Here is a 25,080-nt window from a genome sequence, read left to right as displayed (position 1 = left end):
CGCTCAGCCGCGTCGGCCAGTGATGACGCTCAGGCGCGTCGGCGGTGTCGCTGCGCCGTCGTTGCTCGCGCTGTCGCGGATCACACCGGACGGGGCGGGGCAGTGGAGGCGCGCACCATCAGCTCCGCAGTGGTGGTGCGGCGGCGCAGCTTGGCGCCCGGCTTCTTCAGCGTCAGCTCGAGCGCCAGGTGGCCCATCAGGGCCATCGGCAGCCGGACGGTGGTCAGGCTCGGAGCCAGCGCGGCGGCGACTGAGACGTCGTCGAAGCCGGCGACCGACATCTTCTCGGGCACCGGCACCGCGTGGGCTCGCATCGCGGCCAGCACGCCGATCGCCATGGCATCGTTGAGGGCCACGATCACGGTCCGGTCCGGGTGGTGCTTCAAGACCTGCCCGGCCGCGTGCGAACCGCCGTCCTGGGTGAAGTCGGTATGGATCACGGTGACGGACACCGGTGGGTCGCTGCGGTCAAGTACCGATCGCAGGCCGGCCAGCCGGTCCTCGACGGTGGTCAGCCCCTCCGGCCCCGCGGCGACCGCGATCCGCCGGTGACCCAGTGCCAGCAGGTGCTCGGCGAGCGCGGCGCCGGCCTCGACGTTGGCGGGGATCACCGCGTCGGCGCGGAGGTGATGCCGGCCGATCACCACCACCCGTCCGCCGTTCGCCTCGAAGCTGGTCAGCACCGCCTTGGCCGCGTCCTGCGCGTCCGGGTCGGTGTAGCCGGAACCGGCGATGATGATGGCGCCGACCCGGTTGGCCACCAGGGTCCGGATCTGGCGCAGCTCCTGCTCGGGATCGCGGCCCGAGTGCGAGATCTGCACGATCAGCTCGTGCGCCGCCGCGGCGTGCACCACGCCACTGGCGATCTCGGAGAAGTACGGGTCGTCGATCTCGTGCACGATCAGCCCGACCACCGACGTCAGCCCGCCGGCGAGGGTCCGGGCGTGCGGGTTCGCGACATAGCCGAGCTCGGCGGCCACGGTGCGGACATGCTCGGCGACCGCCTCGCTCACTCCGGTCTGACCGCTGAGCGCACGCGACGCGGTGGCGAGCGAGACGCCGGCAGCGGTGGCGACGTCCACCAGGCGCAAGGCCGAGCGCGATTTCGGCACCGTTCACCTCCTGACGACTCGGACCGGGCCGGAAACGTACTTGCCAGCCGACCGCATGACAACCTACTGTAACGAAAGCGCTTGCGAAAGCGCTTTCGTACGGCCCCGGGGCGGTTGCCGCTCCCTCAAGGAAAGGCGCAGCAATGGCAGAGCGCAAGGTCCGGATCATCATGAACGGCGTGACCGGTCGGATGGGATACCGCCAACACCTGGTCCGATCCATCCTGGCGATCCGCGACGACGGCGGCATCGAGCTGCCCGACGGGAACCGGATCCAGGTCGAGCCGGTCCTGGTCGGGCGCAGCGAGGACAAGCTGGCCCGGATGGCTGCCCAGCACGGCATCGCCGACTACACCACCGATCTGGATGCGGCCCTCGCCGACGACACCGCGACGATCTACTTCGACGCCCAGGTCACCTCCGAGCGCAAGAAGGCCATCCTCAAGGCCATCGACCGCGGTCTGCACATCTACACCGAGAAGCCGATCGCCGAGACCGTCGCGGACGGCCAGGAGCTGGTCGACGCAGCCGCGGCCGCGGGGATCATCAACGGGGTGGTGCATGACAAGCTGTACCTGCCGGGGCTGCTCAAGCTGAAGCGGCTGATCGACTCGGGATTCTTCGGCCGGATCCTCTCGGTCCGTGGCGAGTTCGGCTACTGGGTCTTCGAAGGTGACCTGCAGCCGGCGCAGCGACCCAGCTGGAACTACCGTGCCGAGGACGGCGGCGGCGTCGTCTTGGACATGTTCTGTCACTGGAACTATGTGCTGGAGAACCTCTTCGGACGGGTCGAGACGGTGATGGCCAAGGCCGTCACCCACATCCCCGAGCGGTGGGACGAGCAGGGAAGGCGATACGCCGCCACCGCCGACGACGCCGCGTACGGGATCTTCGAGCTCGAGGGCGGCGTGATCGCCCAGATCAACTCCTCCTGGGCCGTCCGGGTGGATCGCGGTGAGCTGGTCGAGTTCCAGGTCGACGGCACCCACGGCTCGGCCGTCGCCGGTCTGTTCGGCTGCCGGATCCAGCCGCGGGTACGTACCCCCAAGCCGGTGTGGAACCCCGACCTGCCGACCACCGAGGACTTCCGGGGCCAGTGGGAGCAGATCCCCGACAACGCCGAGTTCGCCAACGGGTTCCGGGCCCAGTGGGAGCAGTTCCTGATCGACGTCGACGCCGGCCGGCCGCACCCCTACGACCTGGCCGCCGGCGTCCGCGGGCTGCAGCTGGTCGACGCCGGATATGTCTCCTCCCGTCAGGGCCGGCGGGTGGAGATCAAGGCTTCCGACCGGAGTGCCGCTGACCGGGGCGCGGCTCGCGGCCAGGTGCACCCGTGACGGGCGCCACGACGGCGGTGGCCCTGCCCACCGCCGACGGCGGCTGGACCGAGGTCGAGCTGCGTGAGCCGCGGGCGTGGGTCGAGCACCCCCAGCCCTACGCCACCCGGATCGCCTTCGCCGCGGCCCACGTGGTGGCCGACCCCCGCGGCGAGAACGTCCCGGGCGCCCCGGCCGCCGTCGACTGGGACGCCACCCTGGCGTTTCGCGAACACCTCTTCCGCTACGGCCTCGGCGTGGCGGAGGCGATGGACACCGCACAGCGCAACATGGGCATCGACTGGCCCGCCGTCCAGGAGCTGATCACCCGCAGCGCAGCCCAGGCCAACGCCGTCGGAGCCCGGATCGCCTCGGGCGCGGGCACCGATCACCGGCAGCTGCTGACGACCGTCGAGCAGGTGACCGAGGCCTACCTGGAGCAGGTGGCGTTCGTCGAGGGTGCCGGCTCACAGGTGATCGTGATGGCCTCGCGTCACCTGGCCACCGTGGCGCGGGGCGCAGCGGACTACCTGCAGGTCTACGACACGATCCTTCGCCAGGTCAGCGAGCCCGTCGTGCTGCACTGGCTGGGCGAGATGTTCGACCCCAACCTGCGTGGCTACTGGGGCTCGACCGACCTCGACACGGCCACCGCGACCTTCCTCGAGCTGGTCCACGCCCACGCGGCCAAGATCGACGGGGTCAAGGTCTCGTTGCTGTCGGCGGCGCACGAGACCGGCCTACGGGCAGCGCTGCCCGCCGGGGTCCGGCTCTACACCGGCGACGACTTCAACTACCCCGAGCTGATCCGCGGCGACGGCCGCCATCACTCCGACGCGCTGCTCGGTGCCTTCGCCGCCATCGCCCCGGCCGCGTCCGCGGCGTTGACGGCTCTGGACGAGGGCGATCTGGACCGCTATGACGCCGAGTTCGCGCCAACGCTGGAGCTGTCGCGGCACATCTTCGAGACGCCGACCTTCTACTACAAGACCGGCATCGCCTTCGTCTCCTGGCTGTCCGGGCTGCAGCAGGGGTTCACCATGATCGGCGGACTGCAGGCGGCCCGGTCGCCACTGCACCTGACCCGCATCTTCGAGCTCGCCAACGCCGCACAGCTGCTGCCCGACCCCGAGCTGGCCGCCCACCGGCTCGGTCTGGTCCTGGCTGCCGCCGGTTTGACCCGGTGAGCGCCGCCGTGACCGAGGTCGACGTCCCCACCGGCGCACCGGCGACCACAGCCACGCCCCGGCCGGGCGACCCCCGGCTGCGGCGGCTGTCGCTCAACCAGCGCACCACGGCCGAGTGGTCGCTGCTGGAGGCGATCGAGGGTACGGTCGCCGCCGGCCTGTCCTCGATCGGCCTCTGGCGCGAGCCGGTGGCAGCGGTGGGGCTGGACGCGGCGGTCGCCGCCGTCCGGGCGTCGGGGCTGCGGGTCTCGTCACTGTGCCGCGGCGGCTTCTTCACCGTCTCCGACCCCGCTGAGGTGGAGGCGGCGTACCGCTCCAACCGCGCAGCCATCGAGGAGACCGCGGCGCTCGGCGCGGCCACCTTGGTGCTGGTGCCCGGCGGGCTGCCCGCCGGCGACCGCGACCTGGTCGCCGCCCGTCGTCGGGCGGTGGCGGCGATCGAGCGGCTGGTGCCGTACGCCGCGGAGCTCGGCGTGACCCTCGGCATCGAGCCGATGAACCCGATCTACGCCGCCGACCGCGGCGTCGTGTCCACTCTCGCCCAGGCGCTGGACATCGCCGAGCAGTTCGACCCGGCCGACGTCGGGGTCGTGGTCGACACGTTCCACCTGTGGTGGGAGCCGGGCCTTGCCGAGTCCATCGCCCGGGCAGGGGAGCGGATCGTCAGCTATCAGGTCTGCGACTGGATCACCCCACTGCCGGCCGACACCTTGCTGGCGCGGGGGATGATGGGGGACGGCCACATCGACTTCGCCGGCTTCACCGCCGCCGTCGCCGCCGCGGGCTATCGCGGCGACGTCGAGGTGGAGATCTTCAACGCGGACGTCTGGGCGGCTCCCGGAGCCGACGTGCTGGCCACCATGGCCCGCCGCTACGTCGACCTGGTCGAACCGTCGTTGGCCTCTTCTTAGCCGATTCCCAGCCGGAAGAAACAGCGCCGCCGCCGGCGTTACGTAGACTGAGAGCGTTGCACCACCTGGTGCCCAGAGGAGGAACATTCACATGTTGCGCAGTTCGAACCCGATCCTCTCCAAGAAGGACGCGTTCACACCCGCAGCGCCGCAGTACGGTCAGCAGTACGGGCAGGGCTACAGCCAGTACCCGCAGAGCCCCTACGGTCAGCCCGGTGGACACGGACAGCCGCCGGTCGCCCCGACCGAGGCCCGGATGAGCTTCGACGACGTGGTCACCAAGACCGCGATCACGATGGGCGTCCTGATCCTCACTGCCGCCGTGGCCTGGAACCTCGTGCCGCCGGCGCTCTATTTCCCCGGCATGATCCTGTCCGGCCTGGTCGGCTTCGTGGTCGTGATGCTGGTGTCCTTCCGGCGCGTGGTGAGCCCACCGTTGGTGCTGGCCTACGCCGCCATCGAGGGCGTCTTCATCGGGATGATCAGCAAGGTGTTCGAGAGCGTCTACCCGGGCATCGTGACCCAGGCCGTCGTCGCCACCTTCTTCGCCGCCGGCGTGACGCTGGCCGCGTACAAGTTCTTCAACATCCGGGTCACCGCGAAGTTCCAGAAGATCGTCATCATGTCGACCATCGCCTTCGCCGCGCTGATGCTGGTGAACTTCATCTTCAGCCTGGTCACCGGCGGCGGCGGTCTCCGTGGCGGCATCACCGGTCCGGTCACGCCGCTGGCCATCGGCATCTCGGCCATCGCCATCGTGCTGGCCGTGCTGAACCTGGTGCTCGACTTCGACTACATCGAGAAGGGCGTCCAGATGGGGGCCCCGGCGTCGGAGTCCTGGCGCGGCGCCTTCGGCCTGACCGTCACCATGGTCTGGCTCTACATCGAGATGCTGCGGCTGCTGTCCTACCTCCGCAGGTAGTTCCACCCACTCGATAGCGACCGAGAAACTTGAGGGCCGCGCACTCCGACGGGAGAGCGCGGCCCTCGCCATGTCCGCGACAACGAGGGTGTGTCGTTGCGGTCGGTTAGAGTCGTGGTGTGCGCTATGTGACCTCCCTGATCGACCTCGTCGGTAACACCCCGCTGCTCCAGCTGAACAAGGTGACCGACGGTGCCAAGCCGCTGATCCTGGCCAAGGTGGAATACCTCAATCCCGGCGGCTCCGTGAAGGACCGGATCGCGGTGAAGATGATCGAGGCCGCCGAACGCGAGGGCAAGCTGAAGCCCGGCGGCACCATCGTCGAGCCGACCAGTGGCAACACCGGCGTCGGGCTGGCCATCGTGGCCCAGGCGAAGGGGTATTCCTGTGTCTTCGTCTGCCCCGACAAGGTGAGCGAGGACAAGCGCAACGTGCTGGCCGCCTACGGCGCGCAGGTGGTCGTCTGCCCCACCGCGGTCGATCCGGACCACCCCGACTCCTACTACTCCACCTCCGACCGGCTGGTCCGCGAGATCCCCGGCGCCTGGAAGCCCGACCAGTACAGCAATCCCAACAACCCGGCCAGCCACTACGAGACCACCGGGCCGGAGATCTGGGAGCAGACCGAGGGACGGATCACACACTTCGTCACCGGGATGGGCACCGGTGGCACCATCAGCGGCACCGGTCGCTACCTCAAGGAGGTGTCCGGCGGCCGGGTGCAGGTCATCGGCGCGGACCCGACCGGATCGGTCTACTCCGGCGGCGACGGCCGCCCGTATCTGGTCGAAGGCGTCGGTGAGGATTTCTGGCCCGCGAACTACGACAAGAGCGTCTGCGACCGGGTGATCGAGATCTCCGACGGCGACTCGTTCGCCATGACCCGGCGGCTGGCTCGCGAGGAGGCGCTGCTGGTGGGTGGCTCGTCCGGCATGGCCGCCGCGGCGGCGATCCGTCTCGCCCACGAGATCGACGACCCCGACGCCGTGGTGGTCGTGCTGCTGCCGGACTCCGGCCGGGGGTATCTGACCAAGGTGTTCAGCGACGAGTGGCTCACCCGCTACGGGTTCGCCCCCCGCGCGGCCGAGTCGGTCCGTACGGTCGGTGACGTGCTCCGGGAGAAGTCGGGGGCGTTGCCGTCCCTGGTCCACACCCATCCCGGCGAGACCATCGCCGAGGCGGTGCACATCCTGCGCGAGTACGGCGTCTCGCAGATGCCCGTGGTCCGCGCCGAGCCGCCGGTGATGGCGGCCGAGGTGGTCGGCTCGGTCAGCGAGCGTGGCCTGCTCGGGGCGTTGTTCGGTCATGCTGTTCGACCGGCCGATGCGGTCGGCACCACGATGGAGGCGCCACTGCCCACGGTCGGCGCCAACGAGCCGGTCAGCAAGGCCGTGGCGGCGCTGGTCGACGTCGACGCCCTGCTGGTGCTCGACGACGGCAAGCCGACCGGTGTGCTGACCCGTCAGGACCTGCTCAGCGACATCGACTAGCGCGACGCCCCCAGGCCGGGCAGCAGGGGACGGATGACGTCCTCCCAGCCGCGCGTCCAGGCCACGCTGCGCCAGTCGTCCAGACCGATCCAGCGCGCCGACTCGGTGGTGCCGCCGACGTCGATCACCCGGGGCTCGCTGGGATCGGCACAGGTCGCGGTGTAGACCAGGCGTACGGCGTGGAAGTCCTCCAGGTCGCCGCGCGGGCTGCGGCCGACCCAGTGCCCGCTGTGCACGGCGACCAGATCCGCCACCGTCACCTCCTGCGCGGTCTCTTCCCGGACCTCGCGCAGGACGGCCTCGACCGGTTGCTCGCCGGGATCGATGCCGCCGCCGGGCAGGCCGTAGCGTCCGGTCGCGACGACCCGGTTGGAGTACTCGGTGGCCAGCAGTCCGCGCTCGGAGAGCACCACGGCGTAGGCGGCGACCCGTTGGACGACGCGCGGGACCTCTCCTGGCGCTTGGGTCAGGTCCGGGTCGCGGTGCGGTGCGGGCGGGGTCGTGGCCCCGCCGTCGTCGGCGGGATCGACGCGAAGGGTGAGCGCAATCTCGTCGCCGAGGTGGGAGGCGGACACCGGACGAACCATCCGATAGCCGCACCGCCGCGCCGCTTCCGCCGGTGGCTCCCCGTGCCGGAGCTGGGTGCGAAGCACGCTCTCGCCGTTGCGGTCGACTCCGATGATCTGCACCCGGTCATTGTCGCCGACCCGGGGTTCGCGCCCCTCAGCCGGGGAGTGTGGCGAGCTGCGACCGTACCGCTGCGCCCATGCTCGCCACCGCCTGTTCCAGGATCGGCCGTGGCGTGGCGAAGATCATCCGGACGAAGCCGGCGCCGCTCGGCCCACAGTCGACGCCGTCGGTCAGGGCCACCTGCGCCCGGTCGGCGAAGAACGAGGCCGGGCTGGTTCCCAGGTCCAGCCCGCGGCAGTCCAGCCAGCCGATGTAGGTGCCGTCAGGTCGGACCCACGACACTCCGGGCAGCTCAGCGCGGATCGCCTCATCGAGCGCCCGCCGGTTGCCGTCGAGATAGCTCAGGACCGAGGCGAGCCACGGGTCACCCTCGCGGTACGCGACGGTGTTGGCGATCACGCCGAGGGTGCTGGCGCCGTGGCTGGCGTAATGCCCGATCGGCTCCCAGGTGGCGGCGTCGGCGGGGTTGCTCACGATGAGCTGCGCGCACTTCAGCCCGGGCAGGTTCCAGGCCTTGGAGGCCGACACCGCCGTCACGGTATGCCCGGCCGTCACGTCGGAGAGCGAGGCATACGGGATGTGCCGGGCCGGGGCGTACACCAGCGGAGCGTGGATCTCGTCGGCGAAGACGCGTCCACCGAACTCGTCGACGACCTCGGCGATGGCGGTGAGCTCGTCGGCGCCGAAGACGCGACCGACCGGGTTGTAGGGGTTGCACAGGATCAGCAGCGACCCGCCGGCACGGAAGGCGGCGCGGAGTGCGTCGAGATCCATCCGGTAGCCCTGCTCGGTCAGCTGCAGTGGTACGTCGATGATCTTCCGGCCGAGAAGCGGCGGGACGGTCCAGAACGGCATGTACGCGGGCGAGGGAAGAATGACCGGAGCACCGGGGGCCGAGAAGTGCTCGATGGCCAGCTCCAGGCCCTTCAGTACGTCGGCGATCGGATGCACCATCGCCGGGTCGACGGCCCAACCGTGATGCTCAGCCTGCCAGGCGGCGGTGGCGTCGGCGAGCGAGCTCTCCACGGGTCCGGGGAGGTAGCCGAGCGCACCGCTGTCGACGGCGGCATGCAAGGCTCGCGTCACCACCGGGGCCGTACCGAAGTCCATCTCGGCCACGAACGCGCCGAGGGCGTCGGGGAACAGGCTCCACTTCAGGCCACCGGCCGTGCGGAGCGAGTCGACGGTGATGGCGTCGAAGTCGGGGTGGTCCAGATCCAAGGTGTCGGGATCTGAGGCGTCAGGTCGGGTCAAGGGTCCTCCTCCAGGCATGCCCAGCCAATCATCCCCGCCCGGGTTTCGTCGAAGCGGGGTCGTGGGCCGCCGGCGCCCGTCCCGGCCTGCCAGAATGACGTATCGCCGACGAACAGGGACTGGTCTGATGGGTGTCCGCAGCACACAGCTCAACATGCTGGTGATCAGCCAGCTGCTGGCCGGGGTGGGCGTCGCCAGCGGCGTCGCGGTGGGTGGGCTGCTGGCCGAACAGCTGTCCGGCACCGTCGCCCTCGCCGGGCTGGCCCAGACCTCCTCGGTGCTCGGGGCGGGGCTGTGGGCCATCCCGCTCGCCCGACTCGCGGGTCGACGCGGCCGCCGGTGGGGTCTGGCCGCCGGCTACGCCCTCGCCGCCGTCGGCACCCTGCTCGTGTTCGCCGCGGCCGCCCTGGACCAGGTGGCCGTCCTCTTCGTCGGTCTGGCGGCGTTCGGCGCCGGCACGGCGGCGGGTCTGCAGGCGCGCTTCGCCGCCACCGAGCTGGCGCTTCCCGCCTATCGAGCGCGGGCGATGTCGATCGTGCTGTGGTCCACGACGATCGGCTCCATCGCAGGACCGAACCTCTCCGAGATCGGCAGCGACCTCGGCGCCCGGATCGGGATCGAGCCGCTGACCGGGCCGTACCTGTTCTCGCTGGTGGCGTTCACCGGTGCTGCGGTGATCGTCGGCCTCGGGCTGCGGGCGGCGTCGGCCACCCCGGGCGAGGTTCCTCGACCGACGGGAGCGGACTCGGACCCGGCACCGGAGACGGTCGCCGGACCAGCCGTGCCCGCCGACCCGCCGGCGGGCACCGAGCTCGGGTTCTGGGCGGCACTGGCAAGCGGGTGGCGCAACCCGGCCGTCCGGGTCGGCACCGTGGCGATCACCTGCTCGCACACGATCATGGTCGGGGTGATGGTGATGACGCCGCTGCACATGAGCCACCTCGGGTTCTCGTTGAACCTGGTCGGCCTGGTGATCAGCATCCACATCTTCGGGATGTACGGAGCGAGCCCGGTGATGGGCTGGCTGACCGACAAGATCTCGGCGGTCGGGGTGGTGTTGGTGGGCGTGGGGATCTTCGCGGTCTCCCTGGTCCTGGCCGCGCTGGCTGACGAGCCGAGCATGCTGGTCATCTCGCTTGCGCTGGGTCTGCTGGGGTTGGCGTGGTCGGCGGGGATGATCGGCGGCTCCACCCTGCTGGCCGACTCGGTGACCAGTGAGAACAAGGTGTCGATCCAAGGAGCCACCGACTCGGTGATGAACCTGGCCGCCGCCGCTTCCTCCGCCGCTTCCGGCCTCGTCCTCGGCTGGGGTGGCTATCCCGCGCTGGCCGGCGTCGCTGCTGTGGTGCTGGTACCGATGGCGGTGCTGTCGATCCGGGCCGCCACCGGCGGCAGGGGGCGCCCGGGCGCGACCTCAGCCGTGCCGACGGACGCGGCGGCGATCTGAGCTCCGGCTCACCACAGCTCGACGGTCTGGCTGCCGTCTGAATACAAGGTCTTGAGCCCGAGCGGCCACCACGACCACCCGTATCCCACGGCGGTCGGGGCCGCGCCCCGATTGGCCACGTCGGCTGACGCGTGCAGGATCTCGGCGCCGCTGTTGGCGACGAACGCGACGACGCAGGCCACCACGCAGGCTACCCCGACGACCGTCAGCGGGTGGCGCAGGCGGAGGGCAGCGGTGAGCGGCCGGCGCGGCAGCGTGGTGGTGGACATGACCCCAAGCCTGGCCCGCGGCCAGCCGGTGCGCGTCCTCCCGCAGCCCCGTCTCGGGTCATACCGGGGTCGTAGGGGAAACCCTGCGGGTGCTCCCCGGTCCGGTCAGATCGTTCGAGACCAGGCTCACTGCGGGCGGCGGGCGCAGGCTTTCGGGGCCGGCTCATCGACGCGGTAACGTTGCGGGGCTGTTGGACCGAAGGGAGACCGATGATCGACGTGCTGGCCTATGTGGTGATGGGCCTGGCGCTGGTCGCCACGGCGTGGGGCATCCTCACGGCGGCGCTGAACAAGGCGCCGGGGCGGGCGCAGATCGTCTTCGCGGGGGTGGTCGCGCTGGTCACCCTGGCGCAGTCGGTTATCGCCGGCGTGCAGCTGGCCACCGGCCATCGCCCGGAGTCGATGGCGACCACGATCGGCTATCTGATCGGCGTCGTGCTGCTGCTCCCGGTGGCCGGACTCTGGGCGCTGTCGGAACGCACCCGCTACTCCGGCTATGTGCTCGCCGTCGCCGCCTTCTCGGTGCTGGCGATGACGCTGCGGCTGCAGGTGCTGTGGGGCGAGGGTGCCTGAGCCGTCGACTGCCGCTTCGTCGAGCGCCAGCCAACCGCAGCGTCCGCGCGCCACCGGATCCGGCCCGGGCCGGCTGCTGGTCGCGGTGTACGGGGTGTTCGCGCTCTCGGCCTCCGCCCGGGCGGGGGTCCAGCTGGCCACCCGCTTCGACCAGGCGCCGCTGGCGTATCTGTTGTCCGCCTTCGCCGGGCTGGTCTATGTGGTGGCGACCATCACGCTGGCCCGCGGCACCAGCACCTCCCGCCGGGTGGCGTGGACGGCGATCGTCGTGGAGCTGGCCGGCGTGTTGATCGTCGGTACGCTCAGCGTGTTCGACGCCGAGGCCTTCCCCCGGGCGACGGTCTGGTCGGCCTACGGCATCGGCTACGGTTTCGTGCCCCTGGTGCTGCCGGTGCTCGGGCTGGCGTGGCTGATCCGGACCCGGCCACGACCCGACGACGAGCCCGACCAACGCTGATCGGACGAACCGTCAGCGCTTGCCCCAGTTCCAACTGGGCGCCTCGAACCGGCCCAGGCCCTCGATCCGGGTCGCGCCCAACTCCTTGACCAGCTCCAGCACCGCCGCCTCGCCGCTGCGGCGCAGCTCCGACACAAGGGCGTCGGCGTGCGAGACGACCATGATCTGACTGGATCGGCTGGCCGCGGTGATGAGGCGGGCCAGCGGGCCGAGCAGGTCCGGGTGCAGGCTGGTCTCCGGCTCATTCAGCACCATCAGGCCCGGCGGCCGCGGGCTCAGCAGGGCGGCCACCAGCAGCAGGTAGCGCAGCGTCCCGTCCGACACCTCCGCCCCCGACAGGGGACGGAGCAGGCCGTGCTGGAAGAAGCTCAGCTCAGACCGTCCGCCGGCGCTGGAGATGCCGAGCCGGGATCCGGGAAACGCGTCCTCCACCGTGGCCTGCAGCAGGGCGGCGTCGCCGATCTCGAGAATGGTCTGCAACGCGGCCGCCAGCTGTTGGCCGTCCGGGTCCAGCACCGGGGTCCGGGTCAGCACCTGCGGCGAACGAGCCGGCGCCTCGGCGTCGGTCCGGAAGTGGTCGTAGAACCGCCACGATCTGACCTGCTCGCGTAATGCCACCACCTCAGGCGCGCGGACCGGGTCGACCAGCTCGCTCAGCACGCTGTCATAGGTCCGCATCGAGGTGGTGACCTCGTCCCAGCCCTTCGCCGGGGCGTCGCCGCTCGGCACCCCATCCTGGTCGGCCCGGGTGAGGACCGACTGGCGTACCCGCTTGAGAAGGAGCGAGGCGGGTCGCATCACCTCCCCGCTCCAGACCAGCTCACGTTTGATCTCAGGGTCGAGGTTGAAGGCGGACCTCTCGTCCCGCTGCGGAATGCCGAGGTCGATCAGATAGGAGAAGTCGTCGGAGGCGAACCCCAGCTGCAGACTCACCGGGCCGGAGCGGACGGTGCCCTCGACCGGATAGCTGCCGTCGCGGACTCCTCGTCCGACCACGGCCGGCCCGGCCCACAGCGCGGACGGCAGACCTCCCTCGCGGGCCAGGGACTGGACCACCCGGCCGAGGGCGCAGTCGGCGAGAAGCCGCAGCGACCGATACAGACTGGACTTGCCGCTGCCGTTGGCTCCGGTCACCACGGTCAACCGGGACAGCGGCAACACCAGCTCGCGCAGCGAGCGGTAGTTCTGGATCGCGACCGTGGTCAGCACGGCGTCGGACGGGGTGCAACGGACATGGCGCGAGGCTAGCCGCAGCCGCTGACAAGGGACCCGCTAGGCCCCGGCGGGGGTGGGGGCGATGCCGTCGTCCTTGGGTGCTGAGCCGTAGAGCAGGTCCGCGTAGTCGGGGTGACGCTCGATCCAGCTCCGGATGAACGGGCACAGAACCAGCACCGCGAGCTCGCGCCGGCGGATGTCGTCGACGGCGTACGCGGCCAGGGCGCTGCCGACACCTTGGCCCTCGTACGCGCCGTCGACCTCGGTATGGCTCAGCACCATCAGGCCGGTCGCCAGCTGGTAGTCGACGTAACCGGCGAGCGTGACACCGTCGCGGGCCTCGAAGCGGTCCGCTGCCGGGTTGTTCGTGATGACCAGATGCATGGGCGGAGTCTCTCAGACGCCGCGGCCGGGCGTCTGCAGCAGCCGCTCGAACGGCAACACGTCGGCGTAGGGGTCCGGCCGGCTCGTCGGCGTCGCCACCGCGCAGAGCAGCGACGCGAGCTCGCCCGCGGCACGCTCGATCCGGGCCCCGAGCCGGGCAGGTGCGGCCCAGTCCTCGGTGGCGGCGAACACCGCGGTGGGGACGGTCGTCGCCCGTAGGTAGGCGAACAACGGCCGCAGCGCGTGCTCGAGTGCGAGGGAGTGACGGGCGCTGCCCCCGGTCGCGGCGACCAGGACCGGCGTACCGACGAGCGCATCGCGATCCAGCACGTCGATGAACATCTTGAACAGCCCGCTGTAGGACGCGTTGAAGATGGGGCTGACGGCGATCACCGCATCCGCGGTGACGACGGCATCCAGCGCAGCGCGCAGGCGCGGGCTGGGGAACCCGGTGACGAGGTGGTTCGCCAGGTCACCGGCGAGGTCGCGGAGCTCGATCACCTCGATCTCGGCGGCGGACCCGGCGGCCCGCAGCGCGGAGCGGGTGGCGTCGCTGAGCCGGTCGGCGAGCAGGCGGCTGGACGACGGCGAGGACAGGCCGGCGCTGATGACCGTGATCGCCGTCATCGCACCGCCCCCGCGGACGTCGCCGGACCGAGCGAGGCATCAGAGCCCGGGGCAGGATCGCGCGACGCGTCAGCCCGGGACGCGGCCACCAGCTGGGCGTGGGTCGGACCGTCGGGGACGTGGGCCGGGCGCAACCGGTCCAGCTCCTTGCGGAGCACCGGGATGACCTCCTCGCCGAGCAGATCGAGCTGCTTGAGCACCGTGGTCAGCGGCAGGCCCGCGTGGTCGGCGAGGAACAGCTGGCGCTGATAGTCGCCGAAGTGCTCGCGGAAGGTGAGGGTCCGCTCGATCACCTGCTGCGGGCTCCCCACGGTGAGCGGGGTCTGGGCCATGAAGTCCTCCAGTGACGGCCCGTGGCCGTAGACCGGGGCGTTGTCGAAGTACGGGCGGAACTCGCGCACGGCGTCCTGGGAGCTCTTGGCGATATACACCTGGCCGCCCAGCCCGACGATGGCGGCGTCGGCGCTGCCGTGGCCGTAGTGCTCGTAGCGCTGCCGGTAGAAGCTGATCAGGCGCTGGAAGTGGTCGGTCGGCCAGAAGATGTGGTTCGCGAAGAACCCGTCACCGTAGTAGGCGGCCTGCTCGGCGATCTCGGGGCTGCGGATCGAGCCGTGCCAGACGAACGGCGGCACGCCGTCCAGCGGTCGCGGTGTGGCCGTGAATGACTGCAGCGGGGTACGGAACTTCCCTTCCCAGTCGACCACGTCCTCTCTCCACAGGCGGTGCAGCAGATGGTAGTTCTCGATGGCGAGGTCGATGCCGTCGCGGATGTCCTTGCCGAACCACGGGTACACCGGACCGGTGTTGCCCCGCCCCATCATCAGGTCGACCCGACCGTCGGCCAGGTGCTGCAGCATGGCGTAGTCCTCGGCGATCTTCACCGGGTCGTTGGTCGTGATCAGCGTGGTGGCTGTCGAGAGGATGATCCTCTCGGTCTTCGCCGCGAGATAACCGAGCATGGTGGTCGGGGAGGACGGCACGAACGGGGGGTTGTGGTGCTCGCCACTGGCGAACACGTCCAGTCCCACCTCCTCGGCCTTGACCGCGATCGCGACCATGGCCTGAATCCGCTCCGCCTCGCTCGGCGTCCGCCCGGTGGTGGGGTCGGGGGTCACGTCGCCGACGCTGAAGATTCCGAACTGCATATCCACTCCTAGGCTCGGGGCCAATAATTTAGCATTCAACTATCAGCAGACACAACGCGATGTCCTCGGCGGCTATTCCGAAGGGCGCTGCGCCGACGGGTCGGTCGTACGCCGGTCGTTATGCTCCCCTCACCACTCAGCCGGCGCCGGAGGATGCATGAAATACAACGACCGAGCCCAGCTCGACCCGTCGCAGGTGAGTGCTGGGCGCCGCGGGGGCGGCGGACGGATCGCTCTCGGCGGTGGGGCAGGAGTGGTGGTGCTGGTGCTGGCCTTGCTGCTGGGCATCAACCCCAACGACATCCTCGGTGGCGAGGGCGCCGATCCCGGCTCCGCAGCACCGAGCCCGTTCGCCCAGTGCACCCGCGGGTCCGACGTTCGCACCGACCGGGACTGCCGGTTCGTGGCGTACACCAACTCGATCCAGGACTACTGGTCCACAGCCCAGCGGGACTACCAGGTGATCCGGGTCAACACCTTCACCGGTCAGGTCTCCACCGCCTGCGGCACGGCCTCCGCTGCGGTCGGACCGTTCTACTGCCCGGGGGACACCTCGGTCTACCTCGACCTCGGCTTCTTCGACCAGCTCACCACCCAGCTGGGCGCGAAGGGCGGCGACGCGGCCGAGGCGTACGTTCTCGCGCACGAGTTCGGCCACCACATCCAGAACCAGGCGGGCACCCTGGCGAAGGTGCAGGGCTCGAGCTCGGGCACCGGCGCCTCGTCGCCGGCCGTGCGACTCGAGCTGCAGGCCGACTGCTTCGCCGGTGTCTGGTTCCGGCACGCCACCACCGACCCCGAGAGCCCGATCGCCGAGGTCAGCGAGGACGACCTGAGCCGTGCGGTGGATGCGGCCGCCGCCGTGGGCGACGACCGCATCCAGCAGAAGGCGCAGGGTCAGGTCAGTCCGGAGAGCTGGACCCACGGGTCAGCGGCCATGCGGCAGAAATGGCTGCAGCAGGGCTTCCGCACCGGGGACCCGAACCAGTGCGACACCTTCGCAGCGAAGGCACTGGGCTGAACCGGTCAGCTCGGGTCAGGACACTGTCGCGTCGGGAACCTGCTGGTCCGCGGCCGGGATCAGACGGGCGTGCAGGTCGGGGTCGACGAAGCCGGTGTCGAAGGGATACATCGGCCGGGTGATCCGGGAGTGGCCGAGCCGGACCAGGTCCTGGTCGACGCCGCCGGGGGTGAGGGCCAGCATCCAGTCCGCCGCCATGGTGAACAGCTCCGGTTCGAGATAGCCGATCTTGACCACCACCACGTCGTCGTTGCGTGGGTCGAGGCCGTTGCGAGTGAAGTCGGACTCGTGGTGGTACGGCTTGCGGGAGCGGGTCAGGATCACGTGCAGGGCGCCGGCCTGGACGACCACCTCGGTCACCGCGTCGCGGTCGCCGTCGACGATGGAGCGCACGATGCCGCTCAGCTGGGCGGGCCCGGCCGGACCCGCGTCGACCCGGGCACCGACACTGAGGTGCACCTCGGCGCCGATGCCGGCCTGAACACACTGCTCGACCGCCTCGGCGTCGGGGATGGAGGCATAGATGACGGTCAGCGCAGGGTCGCTCAGCCGCGGGTCGGCCAGCAGCTGGGTCAGGGTCCAGGTCACGTCACCAGCGCCGCCGGCGGTCGGGTTGTCGCCGGAGTCGCTGAGGAAGTAGGGCCGGGCATCGCTGGACAGTGCGGCATCGAGGCACTCGGCCAGTGGTGCCGCCGGTGCGACGAACGAGAACTCCTCGTGCCGCGCCCAGACGGCGGCGGCGATCTGCTCGGCTTCGCGACGGACCACAGCCTCGTCGTCACCGGTGACCATCACCACGCAGCAGTTGCGGGGCTCGTCAGCCCAGGCATAGCCGATCCAGATGCCGGCGTCGAGCACGCCGTCGCAGGCCTCGGCCTGGCCCACCAGGGCGTACAGGCTGGCGGCCGGCTCGATCCGGGTGCTGGTCTTCTCGCCGGGCAGCAGCACGGGCAGCGGGATCCACGCCTTGTACGGTCGCCGTTGCTCCGGCGGCAGCTTCAGCCGCGCCAGCAGATTGGCCACGGCGCGCTCCTTGGTTTCGAGGGCGTCCTCGTGCGGCGCCATCCGATAGCAGGTGAGCAGGTCCATCGCATGCGCCAGCCGCCAGGACACGTTCCCGTGCAGGTCCATCCCGGTGCTGATCAGCACGTCCGGTCCCACCACCTCGCGGATCGCGACGGCGAGGTCTCCCTCAGCGTCATCCATCCCCACCACGCTCATCGCGCCGTGGATGTCGAACACCATGCCGTCGAGCGGACCAGCCGCCCGGAGGCCGTCGAGGATCTCCTTCTTGAGCGCGTCATAGTCCTCGCGGGGCACGGCGCCGCCGGGAATGGCCCGACCCTGGAGGATCGGCACCCATTCGGCGGCGTCGGCCAGCGAGCCGCCGGCGGCCCAGAACGGGCGCCCGGCGAGGATCTCCTCGCCGCGTTGCGGGTGGAAGTCGGGAATGCGGGTGCGGGCCGGAGAGAAGGTCGAAGCCTCCAGGCTCAGGCCGGCGATGGCGATGCGGGGCAGGGATGGTGCGGACACAGGTCCTCCACGGAGTCGGGATGATCGATTGAGCACGTTTGGGGCGTGACTACGTCACGATCCAGCAGCGCAAAGTCAACCACCTCAGACCCCGGCCAGCCGGGCGGGTGTCGCTTCGCCACGCCGTACGCGAGGATGGCGTGATGATCTTCATCGTGGTCAAGTTCACAGTCCGTCCGGAGCACCGCGACCACTGGCTGGCTGAGGTCGCCGACTTCACCGCGGCCACCCGGGCCGAGGCGGGGAACCTGTGGTTCGACTGGTCGCGCAGTGTGGAGGACCCGAACCAGTTCATCCTGCTCGAGGCGTTCGCTGACGACGCGGCCGAAGCCCACGTGAGCTCGGAGCACTTCCAGGCCGCGATGAAGGCGATGCCGGCGATGCTGGCCCGGACCCCCGAGATCATCAACACCACGGTGCCGGGCACCTCCTGGTCGCTCATGGGTGAGCTCGAAGTCAGCTGAGCAGCTGCGCGGCGGGTCGGCGAGCTGTCAGTGGTCAGTGACATCCTGGCGCGTATGACACCGAACGGATCGACCACGCCGACCCTGGGTTTCGCCTTCGTTCCCACTCTGCCGCCTGAGTCCCTGCGCGACCTGGCGCGCTCCTGCGAGCGGGCCGGGCTGGACGAGCTGTGGGTGTGGGAGGACTGCTTCAAGGAGAGCGGAATCGCCACAGCGGCGGTCGCGCTCGCGTCCACCGAACGGCTCCGGGTAGGCATCGGGCTGGTGCCGGCACCGCTGCGCAACGTCGCGCTGACCGCGATGGAGTTCGCGACCCTGGAGCGCATCTTCCCGGGCCGGCTGCTCGCCGGAGTGGGTCACGGCGTCCAGTCGTGGATGGAGCAGGTCGGCGCCCGGGTGGCGTCGCCGCTGACACTGCTCGAGGAGTACGCCACCGCGCTCCGCCGGCTGCTGGCCGGCGAGACCGTCTCGGTGGCCGGGCGTTACGTCCGGTTGGACGAGGTGGCGCTCGACTGGCCGCCCACCACGCCGCCGCCGCTGTTGCTCGGGGGCACCGGGCCCAAGTCGGTGGCGCAGGCCGCGCGGTTGGGCGACGGCAACTTGTTGAGCGTCGGGGTGACCGACGACGAGCTGCGCGACGTACGGGCCGCGGTCGACGCGGCGGCAGTGCCCGGCCATCCGGTCGTTGTCACCCAGCTGGTCGCGACCGGAGCGGGGGCACAGCAGCGGATCGACGCCGAGCTGCCGATCTGGGGCAGACCAGCCGGGCTCGGCATCGGGTCGGCCGGCGATGCCGACGAGGTGGCGAGGTCGTTCTCCCGGCTCGTCTCCCTCGGGGCAACGACCATCGTGGTCCAGCCCACTGCGGACGAGCCGGACCTGGCGGGACTGATCGACTTCGTCGGTTCCCAGGTACGCCCGCGACTGGCCTGACCCGCCCCGCTCACGAACCGGCCGGCAAGCCCGCGACCTGGAGGTCGCGGACTGCCGGCCGGCTGCGTGCTGCGGAGGTGGCTAGGCGAGGTCGGTGCTCACTTCTTGCCGGTCTTGTCGTACGCCTCCTGCTGGATCTCCAGGTAGCGCTCCAGCCCCACACCGCTGAGACCCTTGAGGTAGGCCTCCCAGTCGGTGTCGAGGTCCTTGGAGCCGGTGATGAACTGCAGCGCGGCCTGCTGGGTGTAGTTCTCGATGTTGGTCTGCAACGTGGCCACCTCGCTGCTCAGCGCGGGATCGACCCACACCGACCAGTACGGGTAGATCGCCGCCTTGTCCTCCTTGCCGGCGTACAGCTTCGTGGCCTCGAAGAGGCGACGCTCGTAGCCCTCCGAGGTGTAGAGGTCGGTGCTGACCGCCTCAGAGGCACGGAACTCGGCGGTGTTGTTGTACTGCGCCATAGCGCTCCAGGCCGCATTGGCCGGCTCGGCATCCGGCTTGGCCGGGATCTGCTTGTAGAGCGGCTTCAGGTTGGTGTCGAGGGCGACATCCTTCGGACCCGGCTTCTCCCAGGTCTTGCCCTCGGTGCCGAACAGGCCCTCGATCTCACCTTGCTCGGTGAAGATGTAGTCGAGCATCTTGATGGCCTGGACCGCCATCTCCGGCGTCGCCTTGTTGGTGATCACGAAGGTGGCACCCGGAGCGGAGGGGAAGTTGTAGCCGGTGTGGGCCAGCCCGGTGGGACCGGTCAGCGGCGGCACCGGGTCGTAGTGCTTGTCGCGGCCGTCCGCAGAACCGATCGCGACGAAGATGCCCGGGTGCAGCACAGTGGAGGAGCCGAGGATCACGGCATCTGCGTTGTCGCCCTGCTGCTTCAGCGCGTCGGCGTTCTGGGTGAACGCGCCCTTGTCGATCAAGCCCTCGGCGTAGAGCGACTCGATGTAGCGAAGCCCTTCCCGCCAGCCCTCCTTGTTGGCCTGCGTGTCGACCTTGCCGTTGTTGAGCACCAGGGTGGAGTTGTTGTTGCCACTGGTGCCCTGCGGGTCGTAGATGAACGAGTTCATGAAGTAGGGGATGAGCTGGTCGCGGACGTCGGCGCTGAGGGCGATCTCGTCGGCTTTGCCGTTGCCGTTCGGGTCCTTGGTCTTGAACGCCCGGAGGACCTCGCGCATCTCGTCTGTGGTCTTGGGCTGCTCCAGGCCGAGCTTCTTGAGCCAGTCGGAGTTCATCCAGAGCTTGCCCTGGTAGGAGCAGTGGTAGCAGTCGACCCACTGCGGCAGGCCGTAGATGTTGCCGTCCGGGGCGGTCGACATGGCCTTGTAGTCCGGGTTGGCGTCCAGCGCCTTCTTGATGTTGGGGCCGTACTTGTCGATCAGCCCGTTCAGCGGCTGGACCACTCCCTGGCCGCCGAGCTTGACCAGCTCGGCCTGGGTGAACTGGTCGACCCACGGGATCAACATGTAGACGTCGGGATAGTCGCCGGAAGCGAGCGAGATCTGACGCTTCTCCTTCGCCGGGCCACCGTCCAGCGTGGTCGTCTGCCAGTTGAAGGTGATGTTGAACTTCTCACTCATCTTCTTGGTGAACGCATTGGTCTCGAGGTTCGAGTCCGGGAACTGCGCGGCGAAGACGTTCAGGGTCACCGCCGGGTTGCCGGTGATGTCGGGCACCGGGGCGGTGCCCGAGCCGGGGTCGTCGGCGCCGCCACTGCTGCAGGCGGCGAGACCGAGCGAGATCACGCTGAGCGCAGCGACGGCTGCCAGGCGTGGTCTCCGGGAGCGAAGGAACTTCATTGTTGGACTCCTAGGGTGTGACGAACGTGGAGAGGGCGGTGCGGTGGTGCATGGTCGGACCGGACGGGAACGACAGCGTCCCGCCCGTCCGACCTGACGGTCGATCAGCCCTTGACGGCGCCGATCATGATGCCCTTGGTGAAGTAGCGGGCAACGAAGGGATAGATCAGCAGCACGGGCACGCTGGAGACGACGATCAGCGAATACTTGAGCAGGTCGGCCATCTGCTGCCGCTCGAGCATCACCGACGCCTCCATGTTGCCGCCGGAGGTGGTGTTGAGGATGAGGATGTTCCGCAGCACCAGCTGCAGCGGATACAGGTCGGCACTCTTCAGATAGATCAGAGCGTCGAAGTAGGAGTTCCACTGCATGATCGCGTACATCAACGCGACCACCGCGAGCAGCGGCTTGGCCAGCGGGATCACGATCGACCAGAGGAACCGCAGGTCGCTGCAGCCGTCGAGCTGGGCCGCCTCGCTCAGCTCGTCCGGAATGGCGCTACGGAAGTAGGTTCGGGCGATGATTACCTGCCAGACACCGATGGCCTGCGGGATGATCAGTGACCATCGGGTGTCCAGCATGCCCAGCGACTGCACCACGAGGTAGGTCGGGATCAGGCCGCCGGTGAAGAGCATGGTGAACAGGATCAGTGTCATGACGAAGCCGCGGCCGAACAGGTCCTTGCGCGAGAGCGGATACGCGATGGCGACGGTGAGCACCACGCTGATGAAGGTGCCGGCGACCGTGTAGATCAGCGAGTTCAGATAGCCGCGAATGATGGTCGGATCGCCGAGGGCCACCTGGTATCCCCGGATGGAGAAGTCCACCGGCCACAGCAGCACCCGGCCGGACGAGACGGCGGCGGCACTGCTGAACGAGCTGGCCACGATGTAGATCAGCGGGACGAGGACGATGATGAGGAAGACGCAGAGCAGCAGGTAGGTGCAGAACAAGAAGATCCGGTCACCGGTGGTCTCCTTGACCTTGATGGCGCGCTCCTTGCGGCGCTGGTCAGCTTCGTCGGGCGTATCCGCCACCGCCAGCTCTTGGATGGTCTTCGTGCTCATGACCACAACCCCCCGCCCGTGATGCGCTTTGCTATGAAGTTGACCACCAGCAGCAGGACCAGGTTGATCACTGAGTTGAACAGGCCGACCGCGGTGGCCAGACTGAAGTCGGCGTTCAACAGGCCCGTCTTGTAGACGTAGGTCGCGATGATCTCCGAGCTGGCGAGGTTCAGCGGGTTCTGCAGCAGATAGGCCTTCTCGAAGCCGATGGCCATGATGTTTCCGACGGCCAGGATCAAGATGATCACCGCTGTCGGCATGATGCCTGGGATGTCGACGTGGATGATCTTGCGGATCCTGGAGGCGCCGTCGACCTTGGCCGCCTCATACAGCGAGGTGTCGATGCCGGACAGCGCGGCGAGATAGATGACAGCGGAATAGCCGGCGGTCTGCCAGATGTCAGACCAGACGTAGATGTGGCGGAAGTAGTCGGGGTTGCCGAGGAAGTCGGAGGCGTCCACGCCGAAGAACCCCAGACCACGGTTCAGGATCCCCAGCCGCGGCGCCAGGATCAGAATGGTCATCGACACCACCACGACGGTGGAGATGAAGTACGGCGCGTAGGTCACCATCTGCACCGACTTGCGGAACAGGCCTTGGCGAATCTCGTTCAGGGCAAGAGCAAGGATGATCGGGATGGGGAAGCTCGCCAAGACGGTGTAGCCCGAGAGGATGAAGGTGTTCTTCACCAGGGTCCAGAACACCGGGTTGTTCAGGAACGACTCGAAGTTGGTGAAGCCGATCCACTCGCTGCCCCAAACGCCCTTGATGACGTTGTAGTTCTTGAAGGCGATCACCGCGTTGGACATCGGGATGTACTTGAAGACCACGAAGTACGCCAGCGGCACGACCATCAGCAGATACAGCTGCCAGTGCAGTCGGAAGCTCTTCTTGGCCCGCCGGACCCAGGCGGGCTGGGGCCGGGCGGGATCGGTGGTCGGCGATTCGGCGTCGACGAGGGTCTCGATCGTCACTTCGCAACCAGCGTCCGAGACGCCTCGGGGTCTCGTGCCACAGCGGCCGGGCGGGGCATAGCTAACCGGAGAGACATCATTGACTCCTTCAGACAAACGTTTGCGCTACCTAAGCACAGCCGTAAGTCCCCCGCAAGAGTCTCAACCTAATCGTTGTGTGGTGGCCCCGACCGTGGGCTCAGCATATATAGACCTCTGATGATTCGCTGGGTCTAGCCGGAAATATTCGCCTGATGCCATTAGAGCGGCGGAAGAGGTCAGATCTTTCGCGGCTGGTGCGGCTTCGACGGCACCGGCATCGCGGCCTCAGGGGCGTGGCCGGGCGCAGACGCACGACGGCCCCCGCCGCAGGGGCGGGGGCCGTCGGTCGGGATGGCTCAGTTGCAGGTCACGCCGGTGGCGTGCACCGGGCAGTAGCCGTTGGGGTTCTTGTCAAGGTACTGCTGGTGATAGGCCTCGGCGTAGTAGAAGTTCGGCAGCGGCTTGATCTCGGTGGTGATCCGGCCGAATCCTGACCGGGCGAACTCCGTCTGGAACCGCTCCTTGACCTCGGCTGCCACGCCGGCCTGCTCGTCGGTGGTGGTGTAGATGGCCGAGCGATACTGCGTACCCACGTCGTTGCCCTGACGCATGCCCTGGGTGGGGTCATGGTTCTCGAAGAACAGCTTCAGCAGCTGTGCGTAGCTAGTCTTGGTGGGGTCGTAGCTGACCTTGACGATCTCGGTGTGGCCGGTCTTGGCGCTGCACACTTCCTCGTACGTCGGGTTCTGCGTGAAGCCGCCCGCATAGCCCGCCGCGGTGTTGGTCACGCCGGGTGCCTGCCAGTAGAGCTTCTCGGCTCCCCAGAAGCAGCCGAGGGCCAGATAGGCGACCTCGGAACCGGCTGGCACGCTCTGCACCGGGATGCCGAAGATCTCGTGGAACACCGGGCCCGAGAGCACCGGCTCCTCCCGACCGCGCAGGGCGCGCTCGGGCTCGACCATCGTGACCTTCTGCCGTGAGAACAACATGGGGAATGTCCTGCCTTTCGTCGGTTCGGCGGTCCGTGGGACCACCGGTGTCTCAACGTTGCCACGCCCGCCCGCATTCCCCGCCACGGATGCCGGGGTGCCCACGCCCGCAGACTACGCTCGGTCCATGACTCAGCCCACCGGGTTCTCCACCCGTGCCATCCACGCCGGCCAGGACCCGGACCCGACCACCGGCGCCGTGACCCTGCCGATCTACGCCACCTCGACGTACGCCCAAGACGGCGTCGGCGGGCTGCGCAACGGCTACGAGTACTCCCGGTCCGGGAACCCGACCCGGACCGCCCTGGAAGAGTGCCTGGCCGCCCTGGAAGGCGGAGTCCGTGGGCTTGCCTTCGCCAGCGGACTCGCCGCCGAGGACACGCTGCTGCGCACGATCGCGGCGCCCGGCGCCCACCTGGTCATTCCTGATGACGCCTACGGCGGCACGTTCCGGCTCTTCGCGAAGGTGCACGCCAAGTGGGGTGTGGAGGCGACTCCGGTGACGCTGACCGACCTGGAGGCCGTCGCCGCGGCCGTCCGTCCCGGCCGGACCACCGCTATCTGGGTGGAGACGCCGACTAACCCGCTGCTCGCGGTCGCCGACATCGCCGCGATCGCGGAGATCGCGCACGCGGCGGGAGCACTGGTCGTGGTCGACAACACCTTCGCCTCGCCCTACCTGCAGCAGCCACTCGCCCTCGGTGCCGACGTCGTGGTGCACTCCACCACCAAATACTGCAGTGGCCACTCCGACGTCGTGGGCGGCGCGCTCATCACCGGCGACGCCGAGCTGGCCGAGCAGCTCACCTTCCATCAGAACGCCATCGGCGGCATCGCCGGGCCGTTCGACTCCTGGCTGGTGCTGCGCGGGCTGAAGACCTTGGCGGTGCGGATGGAGCGGCACTGTGACAACGCCGAGAAGGTGGCCGACTTCCTCGATGCGCACCCCGCCGTCACGCAGACGATCTATCCCGGCTTGACGTCGCATCCGGGCCACGCCGTGGCCGAGCGGCAGATGCGTCGCTTCGGCGGGATGGTGAGCTTCCGGGTCGCCGCCGGTGAACAGGCTGCGCTTGATCTGTGCGCCCGGACGACCGTGTTCACCTTGGCGGAGTCACTCGGTGGCGTGGAGTCACTGATCGAGCACCCGGGCCGGATGACCCACGCCTCGGTCGCCGGGACGCCGCTCGAGGTGCCGTCGGACCTGGTCCGGCTGAGCGTGGGTATCGAGGACGCCGACGACCTGATCGCCGACCTGGACGCCGCGCTGCGCTGAGGGGGCGCAG

At 69.2% G+C, this 25,080-nt stretch carries 25 protein-coding genes; 12 read left to right on the top strand and 13 right to left on the bottom strand.

The features are described from left to right. Positions 1–80: 80 nt before the first annotated feature. A complete protein-coding gene (locus tag AC1XX3_RS08400) occupies positions 81–1,112 on the bottom strand; it encodes a LacI family DNA-binding transcriptional regulator (RefSeq protein ID WP_483320639.1) in 1,032 nt (343 codons plus the stop codon). 143 nt (positions 1,113–1,255) lie between these two features. Here AC1XX3_RS08400 and AC1XX3_RS08395 point away from each other — a divergent pair, with 143 nt between their 5' ends. From AC1XX3_RS08395 to AC1XX3_RS08375, 5 genes are all read left to right on the top strand, one after another. Beyond that, positions 1,256–2,449, top strand: coding sequence for a Gfo/Idh/MocA family protein (locus tag AC1XX3_RS08395; RefSeq protein WP_483320638.1), 1,194 nt, complete (start codon positions 1,256–1,258; stop codon positions 2,447–2,449). Next, positions 2,446–3,615 carry a dihydrodipicolinate synthase family protein gene (locus tag AC1XX3_RS08390; protein WP_483320637.1) on the top strand — a complete coding sequence of 390 codons (1,170 nt, stop codon included), beginning with the start codon at positions 2,446–2,448 and terminating at the stop codon, positions 3,613–3,615. The genes AC1XX3_RS08395 and AC1XX3_RS08390 overlap by 4 nt, the downstream gene beginning before the upstream one ends. Then, positions 3,612–4,526, top strand: a complete 915-nt coding sequence (locus AC1XX3_RS08385) for a sugar phosphate isomerase/epimerase family protein (protein ID WP_483320636.1) — start codon at positions 3,612–3,614, stop codon at positions 4,524–4,526. The genes AC1XX3_RS08390 and AC1XX3_RS08385 overlap by 4 nt, the downstream gene beginning before the upstream one ends. Before the next feature lie 91 nt (positions 4,527–4,617). After that, complete coding sequence (locus AC1XX3_RS08380; RefSeq protein WP_483320635.1) at positions 4,618–5,448, top strand: Bax inhibitor-1/YccA family protein; 831 nt, start codon at positions 4,618–4,620, stop codon at positions 5,446–5,448. A gap of 119 nt (positions 5,449–5,567) precedes the next feature. Beyond that, complete coding sequence (locus AC1XX3_RS08375; RefSeq protein WP_483320634.1) at positions 5,568–6,938, top strand: cystathionine beta-synthase; 1,371 nt, start codon at positions 5,568–5,570, stop codon at positions 6,936–6,938. On the opposite strand, the gene AC1XX3_RS08370 is transcribed toward AC1XX3_RS08375, so the two are convergent. Both AC1XX3_RS08370 and AC1XX3_RS08365 read right to left on the bottom strand, forming a co-directional pair. Further along, positions 6,935–7,627 carry an NUDIX hydrolase gene (locus tag AC1XX3_RS08370; RefSeq protein ID WP_483320633.1) on the bottom strand — a complete coding sequence of 231 codons (693 nt, stop codon included), beginning with the start codon at positions 7,625–7,627 and terminating at the stop codon, positions 6,935–6,937. The genes AC1XX3_RS08375 and AC1XX3_RS08370 overlap by 4 nt on opposite strands. A 34-nt stretch (positions 7,628–7,661) precedes the next feature. Next, positions 7,662–8,882, bottom strand: coding sequence for a MalY/PatB family protein (locus AC1XX3_RS08365; RefSeq protein WP_483320632.1), 1,221 nt, complete (start codon positions 8,880–8,882; stop codon positions 7,662–7,664). A 127-nt stretch (positions 8,883–9,009) separates the two neighbouring features. Between AC1XX3_RS08365 and AC1XX3_RS08360 the strand changes: the two genes are divergently transcribed. After that, positions 9,010–10,329, top strand: a complete 1,320-nt coding sequence (locus AC1XX3_RS08360; protein WP_483320631.1) for an MFS transporter — start codon at positions 9,010–9,012, stop codon at positions 10,327–10,329. A gap of 8 nt (positions 10,330–10,337) precedes the next feature. Here AC1XX3_RS08360 and AC1XX3_RS08355 read toward each other — a convergent pair whose 3' ends face one another. Then, positions 10,338–10,598 (bottom strand): hypothetical protein, encoded by a 261-nt coding sequence (locus tag AC1XX3_RS08355; RefSeq protein ID WP_483320630.1) that lies wholly within the window; start codon positions 10,596–10,598, stop codon positions 10,338–10,340. A 210-nt stretch (positions 10,599–10,808) separates the two neighbouring features. Between AC1XX3_RS08355 and AC1XX3_RS08350 the strand changes: the two genes are divergently transcribed. Together AC1XX3_RS08350 and AC1XX3_RS08345 are read left to right on the top strand one after the other, a co-directional pair. After that, entirely contained in the window at positions 10,809–11,171 is a 363-nt protein-coding gene (locus AC1XX3_RS08350; protein WP_483320629.1) for a hypothetical protein, read from the top strand. After that, a complete protein-coding gene (locus AC1XX3_RS08345; RefSeq protein ID WP_483320628.1) occupies positions 11,164–11,628 on the top strand; it encodes a hypothetical protein in 465 nt (154 codons plus the stop codon). Before AC1XX3_RS08350 ends, AC1XX3_RS08345 begins: the two co-directional genes overlap by 8 nt. A 12-nt stretch (positions 11,629–11,640) precedes the next feature. On the opposite strand, the gene AC1XX3_RS08340 is transcribed toward AC1XX3_RS08345, so the two are convergent. The 4 genes from AC1XX3_RS08340 to AC1XX3_RS08325 all read right to left on the bottom strand — a co-directional run bounded on the left by AC1XX3_RS08340 (position 11,641) and on the right by AC1XX3_RS08325 (position 14,999). Continuing rightward, the gene (locus AC1XX3_RS08340; RefSeq protein ID WP_483320627.1) at positions 11,641–12,837 is read right to left on the bottom strand and encodes an AAA family ATPase; all 1,197 of its coding nucleotides are present in this window, start codon (positions 12,835–12,837) and stop codon (positions 11,641–11,643) included. Positions 12,838–12,900: 63 nt separating this feature from the next. Then, entirely contained in the window at positions 12,901–13,227 is a 327-nt protein-coding gene (locus AC1XX3_RS08335) for a GNAT family N-acetyltransferase (protein WP_483320626.1), read from the bottom strand. Positions 13,228–13,239: 12 nt separating this feature from the next. Continuing rightward, positions 13,240–13,854, bottom strand: coding sequence for an FMN reductase (locus AC1XX3_RS08330; protein ID WP_483320625.1), 615 nt, complete (start codon positions 13,852–13,854; stop codon positions 13,240–13,242). Further along, the gene (locus AC1XX3_RS08325) at positions 13,851–14,999 is read right to left on the bottom strand and encodes an LLM class flavin-dependent oxidoreductase (RefSeq protein WP_483320624.1); all 1,149 of its coding nucleotides are present in this window, start codon (positions 14,997–14,999) and stop codon (positions 13,851–13,853) included. Before AC1XX3_RS08325 ends, AC1XX3_RS08330 begins: the two co-directional genes overlap by 4 nt. Before the next feature lie 157 nt (positions 15,000–15,156). Here AC1XX3_RS08325 and ypfJ point away from each other — a divergent pair, with 157 nt between their 5' ends. Beyond that, positions 15,157–16,020: a KPN_02809 family neutral zinc metallopeptidase gene (gene ypfJ / locus AC1XX3_RS08320; protein WP_483320623.1), complete on the top strand. Its 864-nt coding sequence runs from the start codon at positions 15,157–15,159 to the stop codon at positions 16,018–16,020. A 15-nt stretch (positions 16,021–16,035) separates the two neighbouring features. On the opposite strand, the gene AC1XX3_RS08315 is transcribed toward ypfJ, so the two are convergent. Then, on the bottom strand, positions 16,036–17,553 hold the full coding sequence (locus AC1XX3_RS08315; protein ID WP_483320622.1) for a M81 family metallopeptidase: 1,518 nt from the start codon (positions 17,551–17,553) through the stop codon (positions 16,036–16,038). Positions 17,554–17,696: 143 nt separating this feature from the next. On the opposite strand from AC1XX3_RS08315, the gene AC1XX3_RS08310 reads away from it, so the two are divergent. After that, positions 17,697–18,017 (top strand): putative quinol monooxygenase, encoded by a 321-nt coding sequence (locus AC1XX3_RS08310; RefSeq protein WP_483320621.1) that lies wholly within the window; start codon positions 17,697–17,699, stop codon positions 18,015–18,017. A 54-nt stretch (positions 18,018–18,071) separates the two neighbouring features. Continuing rightward, on the top strand, positions 18,072–18,950 hold the full coding sequence (locus AC1XX3_RS08305) for an LLM class flavin-dependent oxidoreductase (RefSeq protein ID WP_483320620.1): 879 nt from the start codon (positions 18,072–18,074) through the stop codon (positions 18,948–18,950). A 98-nt stretch (positions 18,951–19,048) separates the two neighbouring features. On the opposite strand, the gene AC1XX3_RS08300 is transcribed toward AC1XX3_RS08305, so the two are convergent. The 4 genes from AC1XX3_RS08300 to msrA all read right to left on the bottom strand — a co-directional run bounded on the left by AC1XX3_RS08300 (position 19,049) and on the right by msrA (position 23,794). Next, complete coding sequence (locus AC1XX3_RS08300; protein WP_483320619.1) at positions 19,049–20,743, bottom strand: type 2 periplasmic-binding domain-containing protein; 1,695 nt, start codon at positions 20,741–20,743, stop codon at positions 19,049–19,051. A 104-nt stretch (positions 20,744–20,847) separates the two neighbouring features. Continuing rightward, on the bottom strand, positions 20,848–21,810 hold the full coding sequence (locus AC1XX3_RS08295) for a carbohydrate ABC transporter permease (protein WP_483320618.1): 963 nt from the start codon (positions 21,808–21,810) through the stop codon (positions 20,848–20,850). After that, positions 21,807–22,784: an ABC transporter permease gene (locus tag AC1XX3_RS08290; protein ID WP_483320617.1), complete on the bottom strand. Its 978-nt coding sequence runs from the start codon at positions 22,782–22,784 to the stop codon at positions 21,807–21,809. Before AC1XX3_RS08290 ends, AC1XX3_RS08295 begins: the two co-directional genes overlap by 4 nt. Positions 22,785–23,161: 377 nt before the next feature. After that, positions 23,162–23,794: a peptide-methionine (S)-S-oxide reductase MsrA gene (msrA, locus tag AC1XX3_RS08285; protein WP_483320616.1), complete on the bottom strand. Its 633-nt coding sequence runs from the start codon at positions 23,792–23,794 to the stop codon at positions 23,162–23,164. Between the two features lie 127 nt (positions 23,795–23,921). On the opposite strand from msrA, the gene AC1XX3_RS08280 reads away from it, so the two are divergent. Then, positions 23,922–25,070 carry a cystathionine gamma-synthase gene (locus tag AC1XX3_RS08280; protein WP_483320615.1) on the top strand — a complete coding sequence of 383 codons (1,149 nt, stop codon included), beginning with the start codon at positions 23,922–23,924 and terminating at the stop codon, positions 25,068–25,070. The last annotated feature ends 10 nt before the right edge of the window (positions 25,071–25,080 follow it).

This window comes from Microlunatus sp. M237 (genome assembly GCF_056896895.1).
This window is presented reverse-complemented; position numbering and strand designations above follow the sequence as displayed.